Source organism: Agrobacterium deltaense RV3 (assembly GCF_900013505.1).
GTDB classification, from domain to species: Bacteria; Pseudomonadota; Alphaproteobacteria; order Rhizobiales; family Rhizobiaceae; genus Agrobacterium; species Agrobacterium leguminum.
Genome location: NZ_LT009746.1, coordinates 1,908,323 through 1,932,122 on the forward strand (window position 1 = coordinate 1,908,323; position 23,800 = coordinate 1,932,122).

Here is a 23,800-nt window from a genome sequence, read left to right on the forward strand (position 1 = left end):
ATGTACGCTCCCGTCATCGAAAATCTCGTCTTCAATCGCCATGCCCGTCAGCGCCGGCGTCACCTTGTCATCGCCGCCCTGTCGGCGCTTCTGATTGCCGCTTTCGCAACGACGCTGATGCTCGGGCAATCCTTCACGCCGCCCGGTGATGTCGTTCGTGTTCTGCTGGGGCAGGACATTGCCGGGGTAACCTTCACCGTCGGGCAGTTGCGCCTGCCGCGTGCGCTGCTGTCTATTCTGGCAGGCTTGAGCTTCGGGCTTGGCGGCGTCGCCTTCCAGATCATGCTGCGCAACCCGCTCGCCAGCCCCGATATTATCGGCATCAGTTCCGGGGCGAGTGCGGCGGCCGTTTTTGCCATCGTCGTCCTGCAGATGAACGGGCCGCTGGTCTCGGTCTTCGCCGTCGCGGCCGGTCTTGGCGTCGCGCTCCTCGTCTATCTCCTGTCCTTCCGCAACGGCGTGGCCGGAACGCGGCTGATCCTTGTCGGCATCGGCGTATCAGCCATGCTGGAAAGCTTCATCGCCTATATCCTCTCCGTCGCGCCAGCATGGACGCTGCAGGAGGCGATGCGCTGGCTGACCGGCAGCGTCAACGGCGCGAAAATCGCGCAACTGCTGCCGCTCCTCCTCGCGCTCATCCTTTTCGGCGGCCTGCTCCTCAGCCGTGCGCGTGATCTGGAAGCGTTGAGACTGGGGGACGACGCTGCCGCAGCGCTTGGTGTGCGGGTGGGGCGAACCCGGATCATCGTCATCATCGCCGCCGTTGGCATGATCGCCTTTGCAACGGCGGTCTCGGGTCCAATCGCGTTTGTCGCTTTCCTCTCCGGGCCGATTGCGGCGCGCATTGTCGGCAGCAACGGCTCGCTGCTCCTTCCTGCGGCGCTGGTTGGGGCGGCGCTGGTGCTGTTGGGCGATTATTGCGGCCAGTTCCTGTTGCCGGGCCGTTACCCGGTCGGCGTCGTTACCGGCGCGCTCGGTGCGCCCTATCTGATTTACCTTATCGTGCGGGTCAACCGCAGCGGAGGCTCGTTATGACCGGCCACTCCCTTTCCGTGAACGGCCTGTCGGCAGGCTACGGCGAAAACCTCATCATCGACGGGCTGGATCTTACCATTCCGCGCGGGAAGATCACCGTCATCGTCGGCGCCAATGCCTGCGGCAAGTCCACCCTGCTGCGCAGCATGTCGCGGCTCATTGCGCCGCGCGCCGGTCAGGTTCTGCTCGATGGAAAATCGATCCATCGTCTTCCCTCACGCGATCTCGCACGGCGCATGGGCCTTTTGCCGCAATCGCCGATAGCGCCGGAGGGCATCGTGGTTGCCGATCTGGTCAGCCGTGGCCGGCACCCGCATCACGGCCTGTTCGCCCGCTGGTCGCGACAGGACGACGAGGCCGTCGCCGCAGCCCTTGTCGCAACCGATACGGTGGAACTGGCCGAGCGGCCGGTGGACGAGCTTTCCGGCGGCCAGCGGCAACGCGTCTGGATCGCCATGGCGCTCGCCCAGCAGACAGACATATTGCTGCTGGATGAACCGACCACCTTCCTCGATATCAGCCACCAGGTCGAGGTGCTGGACCTTCTGACCGATCTCAACCACGCCCGGGAGACCACCATCGTCATGGTGCTGCACGACCTCAATCTCGCAGCCCGTTATGCCGATCATCTCGTCGCCATGAGGGACGGGAAGCTGCATGTCTTCGGCACGCCGGAGGACGTATTGACGGAGGAGAATGTCCGCCACGTCTTCGGCATCGAAAGCCGGGTCATCGAAGATCCGACCTCGGGCAAACCGATGATGCTGCCGATCGGGCGGCATCGAACGGTGGCGGGGGCGGCAAAAGCCGTATCTCTTTAAGATACGGTTCTGTTGACTTCTGTGCGTATCTGTTTATGATACCAACATCACGAGGCCAGCAATGATCCGTTCTTTCAAAAACAAGCTGACCGCATCGATTGACGACGGATCTGTGAAGAAGGGCTTTCCCGCCGATCTGGTACGCCGCGCCCAGCAGCTGCTCACGATCCTGGATGCGGCGACCACGGTAGGAGACCTTCGCTCACCGCCCGGCAATCGTTTGGAAAAGCTGTCCGGCGATCGTGAGGGCCAATATTCGATCCGGATTAACAAGCAGTGGCGCATCTGCTTCGTCTGGACGGAAGCAGGGCCGGAAAGCGTGGAAATAACCGACTATCACTAGTCTGGCATTCTCGTGGAGAGGCTCATGAAAAATCGGCCAAGGAGGGCCAGCGAGCATGACAATCAGTAAATCGCCTCCGATCCATCCGGGCGAAATCCTGCGGGAACTCTATCTTGAGCCGCTGGGCATGTCGGCTTACGCTCTTGCAAGGCACCTCAATATTCCGCGCACCCGCATAGAACGGATTGCGGGAGAGAAACTTGGTATCACCGCCGACACCGCCTTGCGCCTTGCAAAGTTTTTCAAGACCACACCGGAATATTGGCTGAACTTGCAGAACGCCTTTGACATTAAGGCGGCGGCTGTGAAGCTGGAAGCGGACCTTGCCAATATCAAGGAACTGGAAGCGGCCTAATTCTCAGCCGCCCGTCAGGTCACGGCCAGGCCGCATAAGACGGCGGCGGCACGTTCTGCATTCGCGTTGCCGTTCTCCTGAACCGGCCGGGAGACGTGCCTTCGTTGCGGGTGAAAAAGCGATTGAAATAACCGGGGTCCTGAAATCCTAATCGGAACGCGATTTCAGCGACTTGCAGCGATGAGTTCAGAAGAAGGTCACGCGCTTCGGACAGCAGTTCCCGGTGAATATAGGCCTGCGGCGAAAGCCCCGTCGCCTTGCGCACCGCAAATCCCAGCCGTTCGCGGTTGACGCCGAGCTGCCTTGCATAATCTTCCACGCCCCATTGATCGCGTTTGTGCTGGCTGACCACCAGCACAAAGCGCTCGGTGAGGCTGCCGGGCGTTGAGACGGCTGCGGCAATATCGGCTATGGCGTGCTGGCAGATGCGAATGAGGGTGACGGAGAGCAGGCTGGCGATGATCGTGTCCGAACCGGTTGTCGCGCGGACATTTTCGCTGGCGATGGTCTCGAGATAACCCGCGAGTTCCTGCCGGTCTTTCTCCGCCGGCGCCTGCGTCAGAACACGCTGCAATATATTGCGCACGGCGCTTGCGCTCGTGCCGGTGGGCATCGCATGGGCAAGCCCGATTTCGCTCGTCCTCAGCAGCGATCCACGGCTTCCGGCAGTCAGCCGCAGACGGCCGGCGGGGCCGATGGGCAACCAGACGAGCCCCGGTGCTGGGACAGGCAGCGTCTTTTCGCCCTGTATGATTTCCGCTTCCCCGGCCGACAGGAGAAGCAGATGGGCACTATCCGATTCCAGCCGGAACTCGGAGATGCGCAGCGTCGAGGCGAGGGTGCGCGCCGTGATCTCCACGCGATTGCCGGCAATCTGGCGATGCAGCGGCATACGGCCTCCAAAAGTGCAATAATGCACTACACTAGTGCATTTTATATGCGGCTGTCATTGCTAAACTTTGGTCAGCGCAGGGGAAAGCCTTGAGGAGAACGGCAACCCCGATAAGGCGCTTTGGGAGGAACATCATGAATAATCTGAAGCGCAGAACGCTGTTCTGCCTGCTCTCCGGTGCTGCCTTGTCGGCGGTATCTTTCGGTCACGCCATTGCGCAGGACCGTACCTCGGTGAAGATCGGTTATGCCGTTTCGAAAAGCGGTGCCAATGCCACGGGTGCTGGCATAACCACCATTCCGAACTACAAATTATGGGTGAAAGAGGTCAACGACGCAGGCGGCCTCACCCTTCCGGATGGCAAGCGCCTGCCGGTGGAAGTGGTGGAGTATGACGACCGGTCCTCGGCCGAGGATGCCGTGCGGTTCACCGAGCGTCTGGCCAGCCAGGACAAGGTCGATTTCATCCTGCCGCCCTGGGGCACGGGCTTCAATCTGGCTGTTGCGCCGCTTTACGACCGTTTCGGTTATCCACAACTGGCCGTGACCGGCGTTACCGACAAGGCGCCCGATTTCGCGGCGCGCTGGAAAAAGAGCTTCTGGATGCTCGGCGGTGGTCATGACTATGCCAATGCGCTCGCAGACGTTTTGAAAGCCGCGCGCGATGCCGGCCAGATCAACGACAAGGTCGCGGTGATTTCCGTGGCCGATGGTTTTGGAATCGATCTCATCAAAGCCGCGCGGCCGGCGCTGAAGGAAGCGGGTTTCACGCTTGCCTATGACAAGACCTATCCGGTCGGCACCTCCGATTTCGCAGCACTTGTGAACGAGGCGGCGGCGAGCGGCGCGGACAGCTTCATCGCCTTTTCCTATCCGCCCGATAGTTTTGCGGTAACGAAACAGGCGCAAACGGCGAAGTTCAACCCGAAGGTGCTTTATGTCGGCGTCGGCGGTGCTTTCCCGATCTTCCCGAAGGTTTCCGATGGCAAGCAGGAGGGCGTGATCAGCATCGGCGGCGTCGATGGCAGCAGCGACAAGATCGAGGATTATTTCAAGCGCCACGAAGCCTTCATCGGCACCAAGCCAGACAGCTGGGCAAGCGCCATCACCTATGCGAGCCTTGAAATGCTGGCCCAGTCCGTTCAACGCGTTGGCCTCGACAAGGCGGCGGTGGCAAATGAACTTTCGACGGGAAGCTTCGACACCGTCATCGGCCCGGTCAAGCTTGAAGACAACCAGCTTCGCCAGCTCTGGTGGGCGGGGCAATGGCAGGGCGACCGTTTCGTGGCGATTGCGCCCGCAGACCGCGCAGGCGCGGCCAAGCCGGTCATTCCGAAGCCGCAATGGTGAGCCTTTGCCGGCCGGGGTCGTGAATCCCGGCCGGAAGGCTTCGGCCATCTTCCATACTGGAGACATTCCCTTGTTTTTATCCACCCTCATCTTCGGCTTGATGCTGGGAGGGACCTATGCGCTGATCGCGCTTGGACTTTCGCTGCAATATGGCATTGCCCGCATCATGAACCTTGCCTATGGCGAAGTGCTGATTGCGGCTGCCTTCATCACATTCGTGCTGTTTTCCAGCTATGGCCTGTCGCCGCTCTTGTCGATCTTCATCATCGTGCCGCTTGGTTACGCCCTGTCTTTCGTGATCTACCGGGTCATGATGCGGCCGCTGGTGCGCCGTTCGGGCGGCTCCGGCCGTCTGGAAGTCGATTCCATTCTGGCGACCTTCGGGCTGCTCTTCGTTATCCAGGGCATCATGCTCGTGGCGTTCGGCGGCAACTACCATTCCTATTCCTATCTCTCCGATGGCGTCGACATCTTCGGCACGACGGTGGCGCTGAACCGGCTCCTGTCGTTCATCCTGTCGGTCGCAATCGGCGGAGGGCTTTATCTGGCGCTCACCCACAGCCGCTGGGGCCTCAACCTGCGGGCGGTGGCGCTGGCACCCAAATCTGCGCCGCTGGTTGGCATTGATGTGAACCGTGTGGCCTCAATCGGCTTTGCGCTTGGCGGAGCACTCGCCGTGGCAGGCGGGGTGATGATTTCGATGTACCAGACCTTTTCCGCCTCCTATGGCGTGGTCTTCACCATGAAGGCGCTTGTCGTCGTCATCATGGGCGGTGTCGGCAATCTGCTCGGCGCGCTGGTGGCCGGCCTGCTGCTCGGTCTCGTGGAAACCTTCGTGCTCGTTTATGTCGATCCCGGCCTCACGCTTGCCGCCACCTATCTGCTCTTTCTCGTGGTGCTGCTCTGGCGTCCGGAAGGCATCTTCGCAAGGAGGGGCAAATGATCCCGCTTCTCATCGGCCTTGCCGCAGCCGCGCTGCTGGCGCTTTCCCCTTTCTTCTTCGATGCCTATGGCGTCGGCGTCATCATCGGCCTTCTCGGTTATGCGACGCTGGCCTCCGCCTGGGCGATGTTTTCCGGCCCGACGCGTTACATTTCGCTCGCCACCGTCGCCTTCTTCGGTGTCGGGGCCTATACGGTTGCGGTGCTGAGCGAGGTTTTGCCATGGCCGCTAGTGCTGCTGTGCGCGGCCCTTGTCGGCGCGGCGCTGGCGCTTGTCGTCGGGCTGTCCACGCTGCGCGTCGCCGGCATTTATTTCGTGATCTTTTCCTTTGGCCTTGCCGAACTCATCCGCCAGCTCATCACCTGGTATGAGGTGAATGTGACCGGCACGCTCGGGCGTTACATCTTCCTGCCGCTGGAGCCGCAGCATGTGCTATGGCAATTGCTGGCGCTGGCTGTCATCACCCTCCTGCTGGCAATCCTGATCGACCGCAGCAAGCTCGGACTGGCATTGAAGGCAATCGGTGACGACGAGGTCGTGGCCGCCCATGCGGGTATCAATCTGGCCCGCACCAAGCTGACGCTCTTCGTGCTGTCGGCCACGATCATCACGCTTGTCGGCGCCATTCAAGCCCCGCGCTGGGTCTATATCGAGCCGGCCATCGTGTTTAATCCGCAGGTCTCGTTCCTCACCGTCATCATGGCGTTGCTTGGTGGAGCCACACGCCGCTGGGGACCCATTCTCGGTGCGGTGCCCCTGTTCCTGCTGTTCGAGTGGCTGGGCGCGAACTTCCCCAACCATTTTTCCATCATCCTCGGCGCTCTCTTCATCCTCATCGTCTTCGTGCTGCCGGATGGCGTGCTGGCGGCGCTGGAGAAATTGCGCAAAAAGGAGAAAGCCGCATGAGCGCCGTTCTCGAAATCACCGATATCCGCAAGACTTTCGGCGGACTGAAGGCGGTGGATGGCCTTGGCCTCACCATCGAGGCTGGCGAGGTCGTCGGGCTGCTCGGCCCGAACGGTTCCGGCAAGACGACGCTGATGAACCTTATCTCCGGGGCGCTGAAGCCCACTGAAGGGTCTATCCGACTGAAAGGGCAGGAGATTGCAGGCCGGCGGCCGGATGTGATTGCGCGCGCCGGCGTGGCGCGCACCTTCCAGCTTGTGCGGCTTTTGCCGTCGCTTTCCCTGCTCGAAAACGTCGCCGTATCGGCCATGTTCGGCCCGCAGCGGCTTTCACGCCCCGAGGCGGAGAAGGTCGCGCGCGCCTGCCTCGAAAGAATAGGCCTTGCCGGGCGGGAAACCATACCGGCCGGCGATCTAACCTATATCGACCAGAAACGCCTTGAACTGGCGCGTGCGCTGGCGGGCGAACCGAAGCTTCTGCTTCTCGATGAATGGCTTGCGGGCCTCAACCCCACGGAGCTGCAGGAAGGAATAGCGCTGATCCGGCGGCTGGCGTCCGAGGGTACGACGATCCTGCTGGTGGAACATATCATGGCCGCCGTGCGCGCGCTTTGCCCGCGCTCCGTGGTCATGGCCGCCGGTCGCAAGATCGCTGACGGGCCGACGGCAACGGTGCTTGACGATCCGCAGGTCATTTCCGCCTATCTAGGAGCGGCACATGCTTGAAATAGATGCACTGACAATTCGCTATGGCAAACATCTCGCGGTTGACGGCATATCGCTCAATGTTGCCAAGGGCGAAACGGTGGTGCTGCTCGGCGCCAATGGCGCTGGCAAGTCGTCGCTGCTGAAAGCGGTCGGCGGCATGGTGGCTCCGGTCTCCGGCGAAGTGCGCGTCAATGGCGCGTCGCTTGCCGCTGTCCCCGCTCATCAGATTGTAGAGCGGGGCGTGGCGCTGGTGCCGGAGGGACGCGGAATTTTCGCGGCGCTGACGGTGGAGGACAATCTCCGTCTCGGGGCCAACCCCCGCCATGCCCGCTTAGCGGAAAAGGCGACACGAGAGCACATTTTTTCGCTGTTTCCCCGCCTTGCCGAGCGTCGGCAGCAGCTGGCCGGCACCATGTCCGGCGGCGAACAGCAGATGGTCGCCATCGGCCGCGCGCTGATGTCGGCACCCGATTATCTGCTGCTGGACGAGCCGAGCCTTGGCCTTGCGCCCATCGTTACGCAGGAACTTTTTGCCGCTCTGGCGGAGATCAAGAAGAGCGGCCTTTCCATTCTGATTGTGGAGCAGAATGTGCGCGAAAGCCTCTCACTTGCCGATCGCGGATATTTGCTTGAAGCAGGGCGGATTGTCGGGGCAGGCACGGCTGAGGCCCTGTCCGCCGATCCCGCCGTGCAACGGGCGTTTCTTGGCGGCACCACCGCCGCCATTGTCTGAATTCAGGAGGAAGACCATGCAGACAGTCAATCTTTTCATCGGCGGCGACCATTGCCCGGCCACAAGCGGCAAGCGTTTCGAACGCAGCAACCCCATCACCGGCGATGTGGCGACGAGTGCTGCGGCGGCAACGGTGGAGGACGCCACCCGGGCAGCCGATGCCGCGGCGGCCGCTTTCCCGGTCTGGTCGGCAACGCCGCCCGGTGAACGCCGCCGCCTGCTTCTGGCTGCCGCGCAGGCGCTTCTCGCCGCCGGGCCTGACATTACCCAGGCGATGAAGGAAGAAATCGGCGCAACCGATGCCTGGGCCGGTTTCAACGTCAAACTGGCAAGCGATATGCTGGTGGAGGCGGCAAGCCTGACGACCCAGATCAAGGGAGAGGTCATCCCTTCCAACCGTCCCGGAACCATGGCGATGGCGCTGCGCCAGCCCGCCGGTGTCGTGCTGTCCATCGCGCCGTGGAACGCGCCGGTCATTCTCGGCGTGCGCTCCATCGCCACGCCGCTCGCCTGCGGCAATACGGTTGTCATGAAGACCTCGGAACTGTGCCCGCGCACCCATGCGCTGATCATTGAAGCCGTCGCTTCGGCGGGTCTGCCCAAGGGCGTGCTCAACGCCGTCTCCAATGCGCCCGAAGATGCGGCAAAGATCGTCGATACGCTTATCGCACACCCCGCCGTCAGACGCGTGAATTTCACCGGCTCGACCCGCGTTGGCCGGGTGATTGCCGAAACCGCCGGCCGTTATCTGAAACCCGCTTTGCTGGAACTGGGCGGCAAGGCGCCGTTCATCGTGCTTGATGACGCCGATATCGATGCGGCTGTCGCGGCTGCCGCTTTCGGCGCTTATATGAACCAGGGCCAGATCTGCATGTCGACGGAGCGCATCATCGTGCTCGACAGCGTCGCCGATGCATTTGTGGAGGCCTTCGCCAAGAAAGCTTCGAGCCTTACTGCTGGCGATCCGCGTGAAGGCAAAACACCGCTCGGCTCACTGGTCAGTGCGGAGGCGACATCCCGCATTCGGTCGTTGGTGGATGACGCTGTCTCCAAGGGCGCTCGGCAGGTTGCCGGTGGCGGCGGCAACGGCACGATGCTCGATGCGATTGCCGTCGATGGCGTCACTCCCGCCATGCGGCTCTATGCGGAGGAAAGTTTCGGTCCTGTCGTCTCCATCATCAGGGCCGGCAGCATCGATGAGGCGGTGAGCATCGCCAACGAAACCGAGTTCGGACTTTCGGCTGCGATTTTCGGCAGGGATCAGGCAAGAGCGCTTTCGATTGCCGCCCGCATCGAAAGCGGCATTTGCCACATCAACGGCCCAACCGTTCACGATGAGGCGCAGATGCCCTTCGGCGGGGTCAAGGCTTCCGGTTACGGCCGCTTCGGCGGTACGGCGGGCATTGCGGAATTCACTGAGCTACGCTGGGTCACGCTGCAGGACGGGCCGCTGCATTATCCGATCTGAACCAAGAGTGCTGGCGGGCGGCGTCATCGCCGCTCGTCGATCAGCCAGCCGGTGAGTTTCCTCACCGCGCTGTCGCTGCTTTTCGGCCGCATCAGCCAGTAGCCGCGTCCTGGCGCATCGAGGCTTGGGCCTGCCGTCACCAGCACGCCGGCCTCAAGCAACGGATCGACCAGTCCCGCCCAGCCGAGCGCGAAACCCTGTTCGCCGATGGTTGCCTGCACCACCATGGTGTAATTGTTGAAGCTGATATCGCCGCCATCATGCTCGGCACCGCGATGCACGCCAAAATGCTTGAAATAGGAAGGCCAGTCGAACCAATGCGCCTGCGAGGTATTTTCGAGGTGGATGAGCTTCCGCCGCGAAAAATCCGCAACGGTTGCGGGTGCCGGTGTCCCGGCCAGCAGGGCAGGCGAGCAGACCGGCGTGACCTTTTCCGAAAGCAGCAATACCGCCCCGTCGCCCGCTTCCTGCCGCGTTCCGAAAATGATCATCACGTCGCTATCGTGTTTGCCCTGGCCGAGCGGGTCCTGCGTTGCGACGATCTGGATATTGATGTCAGGATTGAGCGCGCGAAAACCATGCATTCTCGGGATGAGCCACAGGGACGAGAAGGCATAGTCCGTGTGCAGGCGGATGGTCTGGCGCTCCTCCGTCCGGCGCAGCTGCTGTGCGAGAAGGTCGATGGCGTCGACATTGCGCGAGACGATCTCGAACAGCCGCTGGCCTTCGGCCGTGAGTTCGATGCCGCGATGTTTGCGCCGGATGAGGGTTACACCCAGCTCATCCTCCAGCCGGCGAATCTGATAGCTTACGGCCGGCTGCGTCAGCCGCAGGGATGCCGCAGCCGCCGTCAGGCTGCCGCGGCGGGCAACCTCGGTGAAAATGCGCATCCATCCCAGATCAAGCGGCCGGTCTGACATTAAAATTCCTTATATCAACCATCGAAAAATACCCGCTTCACAGGCAAAAGCAACGTGGTGTTCAATAAACTGGATTGATAAAAGGGGAGCCGCAATGAAAACCGTTTCTCATCTGCATCGCATCGCCGCCGGTCTTTTTCTGTCCGTGGCGGCCTTCTCCACCCCGCTTCAGGCGGCCGATGACGCGGCCTGCAAGACGATCCGTCTCAGCGATCCCGGCTGGACCGACATTACCGCCACCAACGGCGTCGCTTCCGTTTTGCTCGATGCGCTGGGTTATGAGGCTGACGTCAAGACGCTGTCGGTGCCGATTGGCTATCAGGCGATGAAGAACGGCGAAATCGATGTTTTCCTCGGCAACTGGATGCCGGCGCAGAAATCCTTCGTGGACGATCTGAACGCCGCCAAGGCGGCCGAGGTGATGACGAAGAATCTTGAAGGCGCAAAGTTTACGCTGGCAGTGCCATCTTACATGGCGGAAAAGGGCGTCAAGGATTTCGCCGATCTCGCCAAACATGCCGATGAATTCGAAAGCAAGATTTACGGCATCGAGCCCGGTGCGCCCGCCAACCAGAATATCCAGAAGATCATCGACGCCAATGATTTCGGCCTGAAGGGCTGGCAGCTCGTCGAATCCGGCGAGCAGGCGATGCTGGCGCAGGTGGAGCGGGCGGGCAGGGACAAGAAGGCCGTGGTCTTCCTCGCCTGGGCGCCGCATCCGATGAATGAGAAGATCGATATCGCCTATCTCTCCGGCGGCGACGCCTATTTCGGCCCGAATTTCGGCGGCGCGGAAGTCTATACGCTTGCCCGCACCGGCTGGCCGCAGCAATGCCCGAATGCGGCGACGCTGTTCAAGAACCTGAAATTCGATATCGGTATGGAAAACAGCCTGATGGGCTCCATTCTTGGTGGTGAGGATTCGAAGGCGGCGGCAGCTGCATGGCTGAAGGCCAATCCGAAAGCGCTCGACGGCTGGATGCAGGGCGTTACCACGCTGGATGGCAAGCCGGGTGCGGACGCCGTCAAAGGCAAGCTTGGTCTCTAAGTCGGAAAGTGGAAATGCCGCGTCCCAATATCCTGATCCTGATGGCCGACCAGTTCAACGGGACGTTTTTTCCCGATGGTCCGGCCGATTTCCTCCACGCACCCCATCTGAAAGCGTTGGCGGAGCGGTCTGTCCGCTTCGCCAACACCTATACGGCAAGCCCGCTCTGCGCACCCGCCCGCGCCTCCTTCATGTCCGGGCAATTGCCGAGCCGCACGCGGGTTTACGATAATGCCGCCGAATTTGCTTCCGATATTCCGACCTATGCGCACCACCTGCGGGCGGCGGGTTATTACACCGGCCTTTCAGGCAAGATGCATTTCGTCGGGCCGGACCAGCTGCATGGCTTCGAGGAGCGCCTGACGACGGATATTTATCCCGCCGATTTCGGCTGGACGCCTGATTACACCAAGCCCGGCGAGCGCATCGACTGGTGGTATCACAATCTCGGTTCGGTCACCGGCGCAGGCGTTGCCGAAATCACCAACCAGATGGAATATGATGACGAGGTGGCCTATCACGCCACCCGCAAGCTCTACGACCTGTCGCGCCGCCTCGATGACCGACCGTGGTGCCTGACGGTCAGCTTCACCCACCCGCACGACCCCTATGTGGCGCGGCGCAAATTCTGGGACCTCTACGAAGACTGCCCCGAGCTTGATCCGCAGACATCGGCGATTGCCTTCGACGAGCAGGATCCGCATTCGAAACGGTTGCTGGAAGCCTGCGACCATAAGGCTTTCGATATCTCGCCGGAACAGATACGCCGCGCACGGCGCGGATATTTCGCCAATATCTCCTATATCGACGAAAAGGTCGGCGAAATCCTCCAGGTGCTGAAGGCGACGCGGATGGAGGAGGACACGATCATCCTCTTCCTGTCCGACCATGGCGATATGCTGGGCGAACGCGGGCTGTGGTTCAAGATGTGTTTCTTCGAAGGTTCCGCCCGCGTGCCCTTGATGGTGGCCGCGCCGGGCTGGCAGCCGGCCCTTATCGACACGCCAGTCTCAACGCTCGATGTCACGCCGACGCTCTGCGGTTTGGCGGGGCTCGATATCACCTCGCTCAAGCGCTGGACGGATGGCGAGGATCTGGCGGCGCTGGCGGCGGGGACTGGCGAGCATGGCCCGGTGCCGATGGAATATGCCGCCGAAGGCTCGATAGGACCGCTCGTCGCCCTTCGCGACGGCCGCTACAAGCTATCGGTCTGCGAGGCCGATCCGCCGTTGCTCTATGATATCGAGGCGGACCCCGAGGAACGCACAAACCTTGCTGGCGATCCCGCTTTCAGCGACGTTCTCTCATCGCTTTCCGCTGAAATCGACCGGCGATGGCAGCTCCCGGTTTTCGACGCGGCGGTGCGGGAAAGCCAGGCAAGGCGCTGGGTGGTCTACAAGGCGTTGCGCAACGGCGCTTATTACCCGTGGGATTACCAGCCTTTGCAGAAAGCCTCCGAGCGCTATATGCGCAACCACATGGACCTCAACGTGCTGGAGGAAAACCAGCGGTATCCGCGCGGGGAATGAAGCGGTAGGGCGGATCGCGCCGCATTTTTAGGTTCGTCGCCAATGGAAACGACCTGCTTTTCATCGCAGCGACGCGAGAAGCCGGAGCCTGACCCAGTTCAGCGCTGCAAGTTTGAAGCGATCGTAGAATGAACGCGCGAAACGCACATAGCGCATGATCCATGCGAGCCAGGGATAGGTGAGGAGCTTTTCCCGGCCGGCGTGATAAATGCGCTCGACGATGAGGAATGTCGCGAGATGGGCAAGGACCGTCAGAACCAGTCCCGCTTTGACGGCGCCATGGGCAATGAGGACGAGACCGATGATCTTCATGGGTTCGGCGATGGCGAAGGGCACCGCAAGGCAAAAGAGAATGGCAAGACGCGGCAATCGCGCGATCCGGCTTTCCAGTCGCTTGATGAATGTCAGCCCGGATATGGCCCTGATGACGGGCCGGTAAAGCGGGCGGAAAATGCCGTCGAGGATGAGGGCGAAAACGATGATCGCCCTAAGCGGAAAGACGAGGATCGTCCGGATTATGCTCTTCACCTCGGCGGGTCTCCAAAAAGGGCGTAACGCCCATCCTTAATCGCCTGAAACATGTCAAAACGAAGTCGTTTTGTCGTTCAGCCCTGCCGCACGCTCGCATACATGCCGGTGGTGCGAAATTCGCTCGGATTGGTGCCGTAGAGCCTGCGGAAGACCTTGGAGAAATAGTTCGGATCCTCGAAACCGCACAGCACCGACACCTCCTTGATGGGAAGGTTGGCAGCCGAGGTGAGAAGCTTCGCCGCCCGGCGCAGGCGTCGCTGCAGCACGAATTCCGCTGGCGAAAGGCCTTCGCTTGCCGCGAAGATGCGGGAAAAATGCGCGCGGCTGAGGCCTGCCACCGCCGCAAGGTCGCTGACCGAAAGCCGTTCGCCGAGATGGCTGTCTATGTAGCTCAGCACCTGCTGCATGGTGCGATATTCGCCGCCGAAAGAAGGATGAGAACCGAAGACATCGTCATAAAGCGTCATTGCCGCTTCATAAGCGACGGCGGAGGCGGCACCTGGCGTTTCCGCGCCATTGACGAGGCGCGAGCAGCATTCGGCAAGATGATCCACGGTCTCGGGCTGGAGTTTGAGGATAGGGCCGGTGACGGAGAGGATATTGCGGTGAATGCGCAGAGCTTCCTCGCCATTCATGGAAATCCAGAAGAATTCCCACTCCTTGCCTTCTTCCAGCCAGTAGCGGTGATTGTGCGGTATGAGCAGCAGCAGGGTTTCGCCCGGCCTCACCACATAGTGGCGGTTCTCGTAACGCAGGTTGCCCTGTCCGGCGATGCAATATTGCAGCACGGTAAAAGGCGTCTGGCCGCGTTTGCGCCCGTCCCAGTCGTAATTGCCACTGCGGCGGATTTCATAACCGCTGCTGGTCGGCATGGTGTGCAGCGTCTGGCGGCCGCGCGGCAGCGAAACTGTTCGCATGCCGGGTCCCTGATCGATCAAATCCTGCAGCACAAAATTACCCATGAAAGCATAATCCTTCTCTGGTCCTCGCGGATATTATACGCATAATCCCGATCCGAGGAGACAGCCAGCGGGATATTGCTGCTGAAAAATTGGGAGTAAGGCCGGTTTTCCGGGATTCTTACGGGTATTTTTCTGCAACGCCATTTTACGATCCTGCGGCCCGTTTCACCCGTTCGATTTGCAACAGAGGTGGCGTTATGAGTTTCAAAATCGCTATTATTGGCGCAGGCAGCGTCGGTTTCACGAAAAAACTGTTCACCGATCTCCTGTGTGTGCCGGAGTTTCGCGATATTGAAGTCGCGCTGACGGATATCAGCCAGCGCAATCTGGATATGATCAGGGCGATCCTCGAGAAGATCGTCGAGGCCAATGGTTTCCCCGTCAAGGTGACGGCCGATACCGACCGCAGGCGGGCGCTGGAGGGCGCGAAATATATTATCAGCTGCGTGCGGGTCGGCGGGCTGGAAGCCTATGCGGACGATATCCGCATTCCGCTGAAATACGGCATCGACCAGTGCGTGGGCGATACGATCTGCGCCGGCGGCATTCTCTACGGTCAGCGCAACATTCCCGTCATTCTGGATTTCTGCAAGGATATCCGCGAAGTCGCCGCACCGGGTGCGAAATTCCTGAACTACGCCAACCCTATGGCGATGAACACCTGGGCGGCCATCGAATATGGCAAGGTGGATACGGTCGGTCTCTGCCACGGCGTTCAGCACGGCGCCGAACAGATCGCCGAAATTCTCGGTGCGAAAAGCGTGTCCGAGCTGGATTACATCTGCTCCGGCATCAACCACCAGACATGGTTCATCGATCTGAGGCTCAACGGTCGCAAGATCGGCAAGGACGAGCTGGTCGCGGCCTTTGAGGCGCATCCGGTCTTCTCGCAGCAAGAGAAACTGCGCATCGACGTGCTGAAGCGGTTCGGCGTCTATTCGACGGAAAGCAACGGCCATCTGTCCGAATATCTGCCGTGGTATCGCAAGCGGCCGGAAGAGATTGCCCGCTGGATCGACATGTCCGACTGGATCCACGGTGAAACCGGGGGGTATCTGCGCCACTCCACCGAAACACGCAACTGGTTCGAAACCGAGTTTCCGCAGTTCCTCGCCTCGGCCGCCAAGCCCATCGATCCGGCCAAGCGCTCCAATGAACATGCGAGCCACATTCTGGAAGCGCTGGAAACCGGGCGTGTCTATCGCGGTCATTTCAACGTCAAGAACAATGGCGTCATCACCAATCTGCCGGCGGACGCCATCATCGAATCCCCCGGTTTCGTCGACCGTTTCGGCATCAACATGGTCTCAGGCATAACCCTGCCGGAAGCCTGCGCAGCCACCTGCATGGCCTCCATCAACGTGCAGCGCATGTCCGTGCATGCGGCGGTGAGCGGCGATATCGATCTTTTGAAGCTTGCCGTGCTGCACGATCCGCTGGTCGGTGCCGTCGCCACACCGGAGGAGGTCTGGCAGATGGTGGACGAGATGGTCGTCGCGCAGGCGCGCTGGCTGCCGCAATATGCCGATGCCGTGCCGGCGGCGAAGGAGCGGCTTGCGAAATCCAGCGTCAAGACCCGCGACTGGGCCGGTGCCGCCCGCCGCAATGTGCGCTCCATCGAAGAACTGCGGGCCGAAAAATCGGCGCTGAAAAAGGCTGTTTGAAGGAAAAGACATGGGAACAGGCCGGGCGGCGGAAGGGAGTTCGCCGCCACGGCCAGAACGATCACAGAGGGTGGGCGGTCGAAGAGCTGCCATTTGGGAGGAATGACGATGTTACTTCAACGCAGGATCGGTATCATCTCGGCACTGGGTCTCGGTGTTTCGATGATCGCACTCAATGCGAATGCCTTCGAGACCACCACGCCGCCGGAGCCGCCGCAATTTCCGGCCGAAGGCAAGATCAACTATGTGGCGCGCGATTCGATCCTCGAATTCAAGGCGCTGCCGAGCTACAGTGAGCCTGACTGGGTTAGCGAGAAATTCGAAAAGACCGGCAAGCTGCCGCCCTTGAAAGAGCGCCTGCCGGAAGAACCGCTGGTCTACAAGACCGGCAATATGCCCGACGGTATGGGCGTTTACGGCGATACGATGCGCCATGTGGTCGGCGGCAGGCCCGAGGGCTGGAACTATATTGCCGGCCAGAGCCAGGGCTGGGGCGGCATCGATATCGCCCTTTCCGAATGCCTGACGCGCACCGCACCGCTCTTCCAGGTGGATGCCAAGGATACCGAGCCGCTGCCCAATCTGGCGAAAAGCTGGGAATGGTCCGAGGATGGCCACAAGCTGACGATGCATCTCGTCAAGGGCGCGAAATGGTCGGACGGCGAGTCCTTCAATGCCGATGACGTGATGTTCTACTGGGAAGATGCGGTCGTCGACCCCAATGTTTCACCGCTTGGCGGCGGCGCATCGCCCGAGGCTTTCGGTGAGGGAACGACGCTGAAGAAGATCGATGATTACACCGTCGAATGGACCTTCAAGGACGCTTTTCCCAAGCAATATCTCTACACCATGGCCTATCCGAGCTTCTGCCCCGGGCCGTCGCATATCCTGAAACCGCAGCATCCGAAATATTCCAAGAATACCTATAACCAGTTCAAGAACGCTTTCCCGCCGGAATATATGAACATGCCGGTCATGGGAGCATGGGTGCCGGTTGCTTATCGGCCTGATGACATCATCGTGCTGCGACGCAACCCCTATTACTGGAAGGTGGATGAGAAGGGCCAGCAGCTGCCTTATCTCAACGAGGTCCATTACAAGCTTTCCACCTGGGCCGACCGTGATGTGCAGGCCGTGGCGGGATCGGGCGATTTCTCCAACCTCGAACAGCCGGAGAATTTCGTCGCCTCGCTGAAACGCGCCGCCGATCCCAATGCACCGGCCCGTCTTGCCTTTGGGCCGCGGCTTATCGGCTATAATCTGCAGATGAACTTTTCCGCCAATGGCTGGGGCAATCCGGACGAGCGCGGGCAGGCCATTCGTGAACTGAACCGCAACGAGGTTTTCCGTCAGGCCGTCACATCGGCCATCGACCGCAAGGCGGTCGGCGACTCGCTGGTGAAGGGGCCGTTCACGGCGATCTATCCGGGCGGCATTTCATCGGGCACCAGCTTCTATGACCGCGCCTCCACGGTCTATTACCCCTTCAATCTCGAGGCCGCCAAGGCCGCGCTCGCCTCGATAGGCCTGAAGGATACGGACGGCGATGGTTTCCTGAATTTCCCGAAGGAAACGCTGCGTGGCCGCAATGTCGAGATTACCCTTCTCGTCAATAACGGTTACGCGACGGACAAGAGCCTCGCGGAAGGTCTTGTCGGCCAGATGGCTAAACTCGGCCTTCGCGTCGTCATCAACAGCCTCGATTCCAACCAGCGCGATGCCGCCCATTATGGCGGGCAGTTCGACTGGCTGGTGCGCCGCAACTCCACCGAGCTTTCATCCGTGGTGCAGAACACCGAGCAGCTTGCCCCTGTCGGCCCGCGCACCAGCTGGAACCACCGCTCGCCTGAAGGCAAGGAACTCGATCTGATGCCGTTCGAGAAGGAGATGGCCGATCTCGTGCGCAAGTTCATCTCCTCGCAGGACAATGCAGAGCGGGCCGAACTGATGAAGCAATATCAGAAGGTCTATACGCAGAACCTCTATACGATCGGCCTCACCGAATATCCCGGCGCGCTGATCGTCAACAAGCGGTTCTCGAATGTGCCGCAGGGCACGCCGATCTTCATGTTCAACTGGGCTGAAGACTCCATCATCCGCGAACGCCTTTGGGTCGCGGCCGACAAGCAGGGCAAATACGAACTCTTCCCGCAGCAGCTTCCCGGCAAGCCGGGTGAGGGCGGGCCGATTAACTAGAACTCCTCCCGGAGAAAACCCGGTACCGGTCGCGCGTGAAGCGCGGCCGGAGATACACGGCCCATCCAAACCGAGGAAGACCGTTCGATGCTGAGATTTCTGACGATACGCGTTGCATCCGCCATTCCGGTATTGTTGATCCTGAGCGTGGTAACCTTCGCCATCATTCAGGCACCGCCCGGCGATTATGCCGACTACATCCGCTCGCAGCTGATGAACCAGGGCGGCGCGTCTTTCGAACAGGCGGAAGCGCAGGCTCAGGCTTATCGCATCGAGCACGGCCTCGATAAGCCGCTCGTCATTCAATATTTCAACTGGATCGGCGGCATCGTCACCCGCGGCGATTTCGGCTACAGCTTCTATTACAACAAGCCGGTCGCCGATGTGGTTGGCGAACGCCTGCCGCGCACCATTGCGCTGGCGCTGGTCTGCCACATCTTCGCGTCCGTTCTCGGTATCGCCTTCGGCATCTGGGCAGCCACGCGGCAATATTCCTGGGTCGACAACCTGCTCTCCACCATCGCCTTCCTCGGCATGACGATCCCGCGCTTCCTGATGGCGCTGATCCTCGTCTATCTCATGGTGTTTCATTTCGATGTGTCTGAGATCGGCAGCTTCTTTTCGCCGCAATATGGCGGTGCGCCGTGGTCATGGAGCAAATTCGTCGATCTCGTCAGCCATGTCTGGCCGGTGGTTGCCATCGCCGTCTTCGGTGGGCTGGCCTATAATATGCGGGTGATGCGCGGCAATCTGCTCGATACGCTGAACGCGCAATATGTCGAGACGGCCCGCGCCAAGGGTCTTTCGGAAGGCGCCGTCATCATGCGCCATGCCGTGCCGAACGCCGTGCACCCGCTCGTCATGTATCAGGGCGTGGTGCTGCCTTACATGTTGAGCGGCGAGATCGAAACCGCGATCATCTTCGCGCTGCCGACCGTCGGTCCCGCCATTGTCGGCTCAATGGCGGTGGGCGATGTCTATGTCACCGCGACCTTCATGATGGTGCTGGCCGCCACGCTGATCGTCGGCAACATCATCGCCGATATGCTGCTCGCCATGCTCGACCCGCGCGTCCGCGAATTCGGGAGGGCCTGAGATGATGGCGTTTGACGAGATGAAAACCGAAACCGCCACCGCAGCAAAACCCGACCGTTCCGCCCATGGCAACGAGACCTATCTCGCACTGGTCTGGCGGCGTCTCAGACGCTCCTTCACCGGCATGGTCGGGCTGGTGCTGGTGGCGCTGTTGATCCTGATCGCTATCTTTGCAGATTTCTTCGCGCCGATGAACCCGCTCGAAACCCATGGCAGCTTCTCGCCGCCGCAGGTGGTGCGCTTCACCGACAAGGACGGCAATTTCAGCCTTGCACCGCGCGTCTATGCCATCGCCGAAACGGAAGAGCTTGATCCTGTCACCTTCCAGCCCATCGTCGGGCCGGATTACGACAATCCCGTCCATCTCGGCTTCTTCGTCAAAGGTGCGGAATACAGGCTGCTGGGCCTCATCCCGATGAGCCGTCACTTCTTCGGCTCGACCGACGGCCAGCCGGTGCATTTTCTCGGCACCGACAAGTTCGGACGCGACGTGCTGTCGCGCGCCATCTATGGCTCGCGCATCTCGCTTGCCATTGCCTTGAGCGTCGTCGCCATCGTCACCGTCATCGGCACCAGCGTCGGGTTGATATCAGGATATTTCGGCGGGCCGCTGGATGCCTGGGTGCAGCGTTTCGTGGAGGTAGTACTGGCCTTCCCGCAATTGCCGCTCTATCTCGCGCTGACCTCGCTCATTCCGGTAACCGCACCCACTACCGTGTTCCTCGTCTTCGTCGTCGGCGTCATGTCGGCGCTCGGCTGGGCGCAGATGTCACGCGAGGTGCGCGGCAAGACGCTGGCGCTGGCGCGTATCGATTATGTGCGCGCCGCCATTGCCGTTGGCGCCACCGACCGGCGCATCATTTTCCAGCATATTCTGCCGAATGTGATGAGCCATGTGATCGTCGCCGTGACGCTGCATATTCCAAGCGTCGTGCTGCTCGAATCCTTCCTCGGCTTCCTTGGCTTTGCGGTGAAGCCGCCGCTCATCTCCTGGGGGCTGATGCTGCAGGATACGGCGACCTATTCCGTCATAGGTTCCTATCCCTGGATTCTCGCACCTGTTGGTTTCGTGCTGGTCACTGTTTTCGCCTTCAACGCGCTGGGCGATGGCCTGCGCGATGCCGTCGATCCCTATTGAGAGGAGCGTAATATGGTTGCTGCTGCACAAAATAACACTTACGCGCCCGCCATCCGCTTCGATGCCGATGACCGAAACGACGACGCCATCATCGATGCGCGCAACATTGCCGTGACCTTCAAGGTGGAGCACGGAACGGTGGAGGCGGTGAAGGACATCTCCTTCCAGCTTTACCGGGGCGAGACGATAGCCATCGTTGGCGAATCCGGTTCGGGAAAATCCGTCACGGCCCGCACCATCATGGGACTTTTGACGAAGCGGGCGACCGTTGCGAAATCCGCGACCGTGCGTTTCAACGGCGACGACATTCTGAAGTTTTCTAGCCGTCAGCGGCGTGCGCTGCGCGGCAACCGCATCTCGATGATCTTTCAGGAGCCGATGAGTTCATTGAACCCGATCTATACGATCGGCAGCCAGATCGTCGAGGCGATCCGCGTTCATTCGAAACTCAGTCGGAAGGAGGCCGAGGCGAGGGCGCTTGATCTTCTGCGGCAGGTGCAGATACCGGAACCGGAAGCGCGGCTGAAGCAATATCCGCACCAGCTTTCCGGCGGCCAGCGGCAGCGTGTGATGATCGCCATGGCGCTTTCCAACGATCCGGATGTGCTGATTGCCGACGAGCCGACCACCGCGCTCGATGTGACGGTGCAGGCGCAGATCCTCAACCTCATCCGCGATCTTCAGAAGAAGCGCGGCATGGCCGTGGTTCTCATCACCCATGACCTGACGATCGTGAAGCAGTTTTCCGATTATGTTTATGTCATGCAGCATGGCGAGATACGTGAGCACAACACCACGGAAAAGCTCTTCGAAGCGCCGCAGCACCCCTATACGAAAAAGCTGCTTGCCTCCGAACCGCATGGCACGGCAAAGCCGCTGCCGGAAAATTCCGGCGTGCTCCTGACCGCAAGCGGCGTGCGGGTCTCTTTCATGATGCGTTACGGCGGCCTGTTTAAACCCGAACTGAAGGAACTGATCGCCGTCGATAGCCTGGGGCTTACCCTCAATCGGCACGAGACGCTGGGGCTCGTCGGTGAATCCGGTTCCGGCAAGACGACCTTCGGCCAATCCCTGCTGCGGCTGAACGAACCGGTTGCCGGGGAGGTGATATTTGACGGGGAGAGGGTGGATGGCCGCTCCCGCGCTGAAATGCGGCCTTTGCGTTCGCGTATGCAGATCGTCTTTCAGGATCCCTTCGCCTCGCTCAATCCGCGCATGACCATCGGCCAGATCATCGAGGAAGGGTTGATCATCAACGGTCTCGGCAAAACGAAAGCCGAGCGGCTAGACCGGGTGCGTGATGCACTGGAAGCGGCGGGCATGCCCGGCAATATCCTCTCGCGTTTTCCGCACGAATTTTCCGGCGGTCAGCGCCAGCGCATCGCCATTGCCCGTGCGGTGGCGCTGGAGCCGGAATTCATCCTGCTCGATGAGCCGACCTCGGCGCTCGATCTTTCCGTGCAGGCGCAGATCATCGATCTCCTGCGCAAGCTGCAGGATGAGCGGGGCCTGAGCTATCTGTTCATCTCGCACGACCTGAAAGTGGTCCGCGCGCTCTGCCACCGCGTCATCGTCATGCAGCGCGGGCAGATCGTCGAGCAAGGGCCTGTCGAGGATGTGCTGACCAATCCGAAAACCGAATATACTCAGCGGCTTGTACGGGCCGCCTTCGAAATCGCTTGAATTCCCAATGCTGGAGGTAGACATGGCAAGAGATCCCAAGATCACATTCATCGGCGCAGGCTCCACGGTGTTCATGAAGAACATCATCGGCGACGTGCTGCAGCGTCCGGCGCTTTCGGGCGCCACCATCGCACTGATGGATATCAACCGCGAGAGGCTGGAAGAAAGCGCCATCGTCGTCAACAAGCTGATTTCGACACTTGGCGCAAAGGCGAAGGCCGAGACCTATACGGACCAGAAAAAGGCACTTGCCGGTGCCGATTTCGTCGTCGTCGCCTTCCAGATCGGCGGCTATGAACCCTGCACGGTCACCGATTTCGAGGTGCCGCGTAAATACGGCCTGCGCCAGACCATTGCCGATACGCTCGGCGTCGGCGGCATCATGCGCGGCCTTCGCACCGTGCCGCATCTGTGGAAGATTTGCGAGGACATGCTGGCCGTCTGCCCCAACGCCATCATGCTGCAATATGTGAACCCCATGGCGATCAATACCTGGGCGATTGCGGAGAAATATCCGACGATCCGGCAGGTCGGCCTTTGCCATTCGGTGCAGGGCACAGCCATGGAGCTCGCCCACGATCTCGATATCCCTTACGAGGAAATCCGTTACCGTTCGGCCGGCATCAACCACATGGCGTTTTTCCTCGAATTCGAGCGCCGCCAGCCGGATGGAAGCTACAAGAACCTCTATCCCGATCTCGTGCGCGGTTACCGCGAAGGCCGTGCGCCAAAACCCGGATGGAACCCGCGCTGCCCCAACAAGGTGCGTTATGAGATGCTGACGCGGCTCGGTTATTTCGTCACCGAAAGCTCCGAGCATTTCGCCGAATATACGCCCTATTTCATCAAGGAAGGACGAGAGGACCTGATCGAGAAATTCGGTATCCCGCTCGATGAATACCCGAAGCGCTGCATCGAGCAGATCGAACGCTGGAAGGGGCAGGCGGCAGCCTATCGTTCGGCCGAGAAGATCGAGGTCAAGCAGTCAAAGGAATATGCCTCCTCCATCATCAACTCGGTCTGGACCGGCGAACCCTCGGTGATATACGGCAACCAGCGCAACAATGGCTGCATCACCTCGTTGCCATCGGATTGCGCGGCGGAAGTGCCCTGCCTTGTCGATCATAACGGCGTGCAGCCCACCTTTGTCGGCGAATTGCCGCCGCAGCTCACCGCGCTGATGCGCACCAACATCAATGTGCAGGAACTGACGGTGCGGGCGCTGATGAGCGAAAACCGAGAGCACATCTTCCACGCGGCGATGATGGACCCGCACACGGCGGCGGAACTGGATCTCGACCAGATATGGTCGCTGGTGGACGATCTGCTGCTGGCCCATCGCGACTGGTTGCCGGAATGGACGCAGGTGGAGGTGAAGCGGGCGCGGGCGGTGTAAGGCGCCGGTCGCTGCGACAAAATACGAAGGTGCAGACCATCTCCTCCGTCATGCCGGACTAGATCCGGCATCCAGCCACGGCGCGTC

General features: G+C 60.7%; 22 protein-coding genes. 18 read left to right on the forward strand and 4 right to left on the reverse strand.

Going from position 1 to position 23,800, the window contains the following annotated elements:
• The 4 genes from AGR7B_RS23050 to AGR7B_RS23065 all read left to right on the forward strand — a co-directional run bounded on the left by AGR7B_RS23050 (position 1) and on the right by AGR7B_RS23065 (position 2,554).
• Positions 1–1,035, forward strand: coding sequence for a FecCD family ABC transporter permease (locus AGR7B_RS23050; RefSeq protein ID WP_080858030.1), 1,035 nt, complete (start codon positions 1–3; stop codon positions 1,033–1,035).
• Positions 1,032–1,856: an ABC transporter ATP-binding protein gene (locus AGR7B_RS23055; protein ID WP_065657662.1), complete on the forward strand. Its 825-nt coding sequence runs from the start codon at positions 1,032–1,034 to the stop codon at positions 1,854–1,856. The genes AGR7B_RS23050 and AGR7B_RS23055 overlap by 4 nt, the downstream gene beginning before the upstream one ends.
• 61 nt (positions 1,857–1,917) lie before the next feature.
• Positions 1,918–2,199 (forward strand): type II toxin-antitoxin system RelE/ParE family toxin, encoded by a 282-nt coding sequence (locus AGR7B_RS23060; protein WP_035264269.1) that lies wholly within the window; start codon positions 1,918–1,920, stop codon positions 2,197–2,199.
• A gap of 55 nt (positions 2,200–2,254) precedes the next feature.
• Positions 2,255–2,554 (forward strand): HigA family addiction module antitoxin, encoded by a 300-nt coding sequence (locus tag AGR7B_RS23065; protein WP_078053925.1) that lies wholly within the window; start codon positions 2,255–2,257, stop codon positions 2,552–2,554.
• A 19-nt stretch (positions 2,555–2,573) separates the two neighbouring features.
• Here AGR7B_RS23065 and AGR7B_RS23070 read toward each other — a convergent pair whose 3' ends face one another.
• Positions 2,574–3,446, reverse strand: coding sequence for a helix-turn-helix transcriptional regulator (locus tag AGR7B_RS23070; RefSeq protein ID WP_080858031.1), 873 nt, complete (start codon positions 3,444–3,446; stop codon positions 2,574–2,576).
• Between the two features lie 134 nt (positions 3,447–3,580).
• Here AGR7B_RS23070 and AGR7B_RS23075 point away from each other — a divergent pair, with 134 nt between their 5' ends.
• The 6 genes from AGR7B_RS23075 (at position 3,581) to AGR7B_RS23100 (ending at position 9,551) form a co-directional block, all read left to right on the forward strand.
• Positions 3,581–4,795: an amino acid ABC transporter substrate-binding protein gene (locus tag AGR7B_RS23075; protein ID WP_080858032.1), complete on the forward strand. Its 1,215-nt coding sequence runs from the start codon at positions 3,581–3,583 to the stop codon at positions 4,793–4,795.
• 70 nt (positions 4,796–4,865) lie between these two features.
• Complete coding sequence (locus AGR7B_RS23080; RefSeq protein WP_080858033.1) at positions 4,866–5,738, forward strand: branched-chain amino acid ABC transporter permease; 873 nt, start codon at positions 4,866–4,868, stop codon at positions 5,736–5,738.
• Entirely contained in the window at positions 5,735–6,643 is a 909-nt protein-coding gene (locus AGR7B_RS23085; RefSeq protein WP_003521750.1) for a branched-chain amino acid ABC transporter permease, read from the forward strand. The genes AGR7B_RS23080 and AGR7B_RS23085 overlap by 4 nt, the downstream gene beginning before the upstream one ends.
• The gene (locus AGR7B_RS23090; RefSeq protein WP_065657667.1) at positions 6,640–7,368 is read left to right on the forward strand and encodes an ABC transporter ATP-binding protein; all 729 of its coding nucleotides are present in this window, start codon (positions 6,640–6,642) and stop codon (positions 7,366–7,368) included. Before AGR7B_RS23085 ends, AGR7B_RS23090 begins: the two co-directional genes overlap by 4 nt.
• Positions 7,361–8,083, forward strand: a complete 723-nt coding sequence (locus AGR7B_RS23095; RefSeq protein ID WP_080858034.1) for an ABC transporter ATP-binding protein — start codon at positions 7,361–7,363, stop codon at positions 8,081–8,083. Before AGR7B_RS23090 ends, AGR7B_RS23095 begins: the two co-directional genes overlap by 8 nt.
• A gap of 16 nt (positions 8,084–8,099) precedes the next feature.
• A complete protein-coding gene (locus AGR7B_RS23100; RefSeq protein WP_080858035.1) occupies positions 8,100–9,551 on the forward strand; it encodes an aldehyde dehydrogenase in 1,452 nt (483 codons plus the stop codon).
• A gap of 23 nt (positions 9,552–9,574) precedes the next feature.
• Here AGR7B_RS23100 and AGR7B_RS23105 read toward each other — a convergent pair whose 3' ends face one another.
• Positions 9,575–10,471 (reverse strand): choline sulfate utilization transcriptional regulator, encoded by an 897-nt coding sequence (locus AGR7B_RS23105; RefSeq protein WP_080858036.1) that lies wholly within the window; start codon positions 10,469–10,471, stop codon positions 9,575–9,577.
• A 94-nt stretch (positions 10,472–10,565) separates the two neighbouring features.
• Between AGR7B_RS23105 and choX the strand changes: the two genes are divergently transcribed.
• Entirely contained in the window at positions 10,566–11,519 is a 954-nt protein-coding gene (gene choX / locus AGR7B_RS23110; protein ID WP_080858037.1) for a choline ABC transporter substrate-binding protein, read from the forward strand.
• Between the two features lie 14 nt (positions 11,520–11,533).
• Complete coding sequence (betC, locus tag AGR7B_RS23115; protein WP_080858038.1) at positions 11,534–13,048, forward strand: choline-sulfatase; 1,515 nt, start codon at positions 11,534–11,536, stop codon at positions 13,046–13,048.
• 60 nt (positions 13,049–13,108) lie between these two features.
• Here the strand turns inward: betC and AGR7B_RS23120 are convergent, their stop codons facing one another.
• Positions 13,109–13,576 carry a hypothetical protein gene (locus AGR7B_RS23120; protein ID WP_080858039.1) on the reverse strand — a complete coding sequence of 156 codons (468 nt, stop codon included), beginning with the start codon at positions 13,574–13,576 and terminating at the stop codon, positions 13,109–13,111.
• 77 nt (positions 13,577–13,653) lie between these two features.
• On the reverse strand, positions 13,654–14,541 hold the full coding sequence (locus AGR7B_RS23125) for an AraC family transcriptional regulator (RefSeq protein ID WP_080858040.1): 888 nt from the start codon (positions 14,539–14,541) through the stop codon (positions 13,654–13,656).
• A 197-nt stretch (positions 14,542–14,738) separates the two neighbouring features.
• Between AGR7B_RS23125 and melA (AGR7B_RS23130) the strand changes: the two genes are divergently transcribed.
• The 6 genes from melA (AGR7B_RS23130) (at position 14,739) to melA (AGR7B_RS23155) (ending at position 23,713) form a co-directional block, all read left to right on the forward strand.
• On the forward strand, positions 14,739–16,205 hold the full coding sequence (gene melA, locus AGR7B_RS23130) for an alpha-glucosidase/alpha-galactosidase (protein ID WP_080858041.1): 1,467 nt from the start codon (positions 14,739–14,741) through the stop codon (positions 16,203–16,205).
• Positions 16,206–16,313: 108 nt separating this feature from the next.
• Positions 16,314–18,401: an ABC transporter substrate-binding protein gene (locus AGR7B_RS23135; protein ID WP_080858042.1), complete on the forward strand. Its 2,088-nt coding sequence runs from the start codon at positions 16,314–16,316 to the stop codon at positions 18,399–18,401.
• Positions 18,402–18,488: 87 nt separating this feature from the next.
• Entirely contained in the window at positions 18,489–19,496 is a 1,008-nt protein-coding gene (locus AGR7B_RS23140) for an ABC transporter permease (RefSeq protein ID WP_080858043.1), read from the forward strand.
• Position 19,497: 1 nt separating this feature from the next.
• Positions 19,498–20,634 carry an ABC transporter permease gene (locus AGR7B_RS23145; protein WP_020811645.1) on the forward strand — a complete coding sequence of 379 codons (1,137 nt, stop codon included), beginning with the start codon at positions 19,498–19,500 and terminating at the stop codon, positions 20,632–20,634.
• Between the two features lie 12 nt (positions 20,635–20,646).
• Positions 20,647–22,317, forward strand: a complete 1,671-nt coding sequence (locus AGR7B_RS23150) for an ABC transporter ATP-binding protein (protein WP_080858044.1) — start codon at positions 20,647–20,649, stop codon at positions 22,315–22,317.
• Positions 22,318–22,339: 22 nt separating this feature from the next.
• Positions 22,340–23,713 carry an alpha-glucosidase/alpha-galactosidase gene (melA, locus tag AGR7B_RS23155; protein WP_080858045.1) on the forward strand — a complete coding sequence of 458 codons (1,374 nt, stop codon included), beginning with the start codon at positions 22,340–22,342 and terminating at the stop codon, positions 23,711–23,713.
• The last annotated feature ends 87 nt before the right edge of the window (positions 23,714–23,800 follow it).

Excerpts from the sequence above, each read along its gene's own strand:
- AGR7B_RS23070 (WP_080858031.1), bottom strand. The coding sequence starts at position 3,446 with ATGCCGCTGCATCGCCAGATTGCCGGCAATCGCGTGGAGATCACGGCG.
- AGR7B_RS23140 (WP_080858043.1), top strand. The coding sequence starts at position 18,489 with ATGCTGAGATTTCTGACGATACGCGTTGCATCCGCCATTCCGGTATTG.
- AGR7B_RS23135 (WP_080858042.1), top strand. The coding sequence starts at position 16,314 with ATGTTACTTCAACGCAGGATCGGTATCATCTCGGCACTGGGTCTCGGT.
- AGR7B_RS23145 (WP_020811645.1), top strand. The coding sequence starts at position 19,498 with ATGATGGCGTTTGACGAGATGAAAACCGAAACCGCCACCGCAGCAAAA.
- AGR7B_RS23055 (WP_065657662.1), top strand. The coding sequence starts at position 1,032 with ATGACCGGCCACTCCCTTTCCGTGAACGGCCTGTCGGCAGGCTACGGC.
- AGR7B_RS23150 (WP_080858044.1), top strand. The coding sequence starts at position 20,647 with ATGGTTGCTGCTGCACAAAATAACACTTACGCGCCCGCCATCCGCTTC.
- choX (WP_080858037.1), top strand. The coding sequence starts at position 10,566 with ATGAAAACCGTTTCTCATCTGCATCGCATCGCCGCCGGTCTTTTTCTG.
- AGR7B_RS23105 (WP_080858036.1), bottom strand. The coding sequence starts at position 10,471 with ATGTCAGACCGGCCGCTTGATCTGGGATGGATGCGCATTTTCACCGAG.
- AGR7B_RS23060 (WP_035264269.1), top strand. The coding sequence starts at position 1,918 with ATGATCCGTTCTTTCAAAAACAAGCTGACCGCATCGATTGACGACGGA.
- melA (WP_080858041.1), top strand. The coding sequence starts at position 14,739 with ATGAGTTTCAAAATCGCTATTATTGGCGCAGGCAGCGTCGGTTTCACG.
- AGR7B_RS23100 (WP_080858035.1), top strand. The coding sequence starts at position 8,100 with ATGCAGACAGTCAATCTTTTCATCGGCGGCGACCATTGCCCGGCCACA.
- betC (WP_080858038.1), top strand. The coding sequence starts at position 11,534 with ATGCCGCGTCCCAATATCCTGATCCTGATGGCCGACCAGTTCAACGGG.
- AGR7B_RS23090 (WP_065657667.1), top strand. The coding sequence starts at position 6,640 with ATGAGCGCCGTTCTCGAAATCACCGATATCCGCAAGACTTTCGGCGGA.
- melA (WP_080858045.1), top strand. The coding sequence starts at position 22,340 with ATGGCAAGAGATCCCAAGATCACATTCATCGGCGCAGGCTCCACGGTG.
- AGR7B_RS23125 (WP_080858040.1), bottom strand. The coding sequence starts at position 14,541 with ATGGGTAATTTTGTGCTGCAGGATTTGATCGATCAGGGACCCGGCATG.
- AGR7B_RS23050 (WP_080858030.1), top strand. The coding sequence starts at position 1 with ATGTACGCTCCCGTCATCGAAAATCTCGTCTTCAATCGCCATGCCCGT.
- AGR7B_RS23095 (WP_080858034.1), top strand. The coding sequence starts at position 7,361 with ATGCTTGAAATAGATGCACTGACAATTCGCTATGGCAAACATCTCGCG.
- AGR7B_RS23085 (WP_003521750.1), top strand. The coding sequence starts at position 5,735 with ATGATCCCGCTTCTCATCGGCCTTGCCGCAGCCGCGCTGCTGGCGCTT.
- AGR7B_RS23065 (WP_078053925.1), top strand. The coding sequence starts at position 2,255 with ATGACAATCAGTAAATCGCCTCCGATCCATCCGGGCGAAATCCTGCGG.
- AGR7B_RS23075 (WP_080858032.1), top strand. The coding sequence starts at position 3,581 with ATGAATAATCTGAAGCGCAGAACGCTGTTCTGCCTGCTCTCCGGTGCT.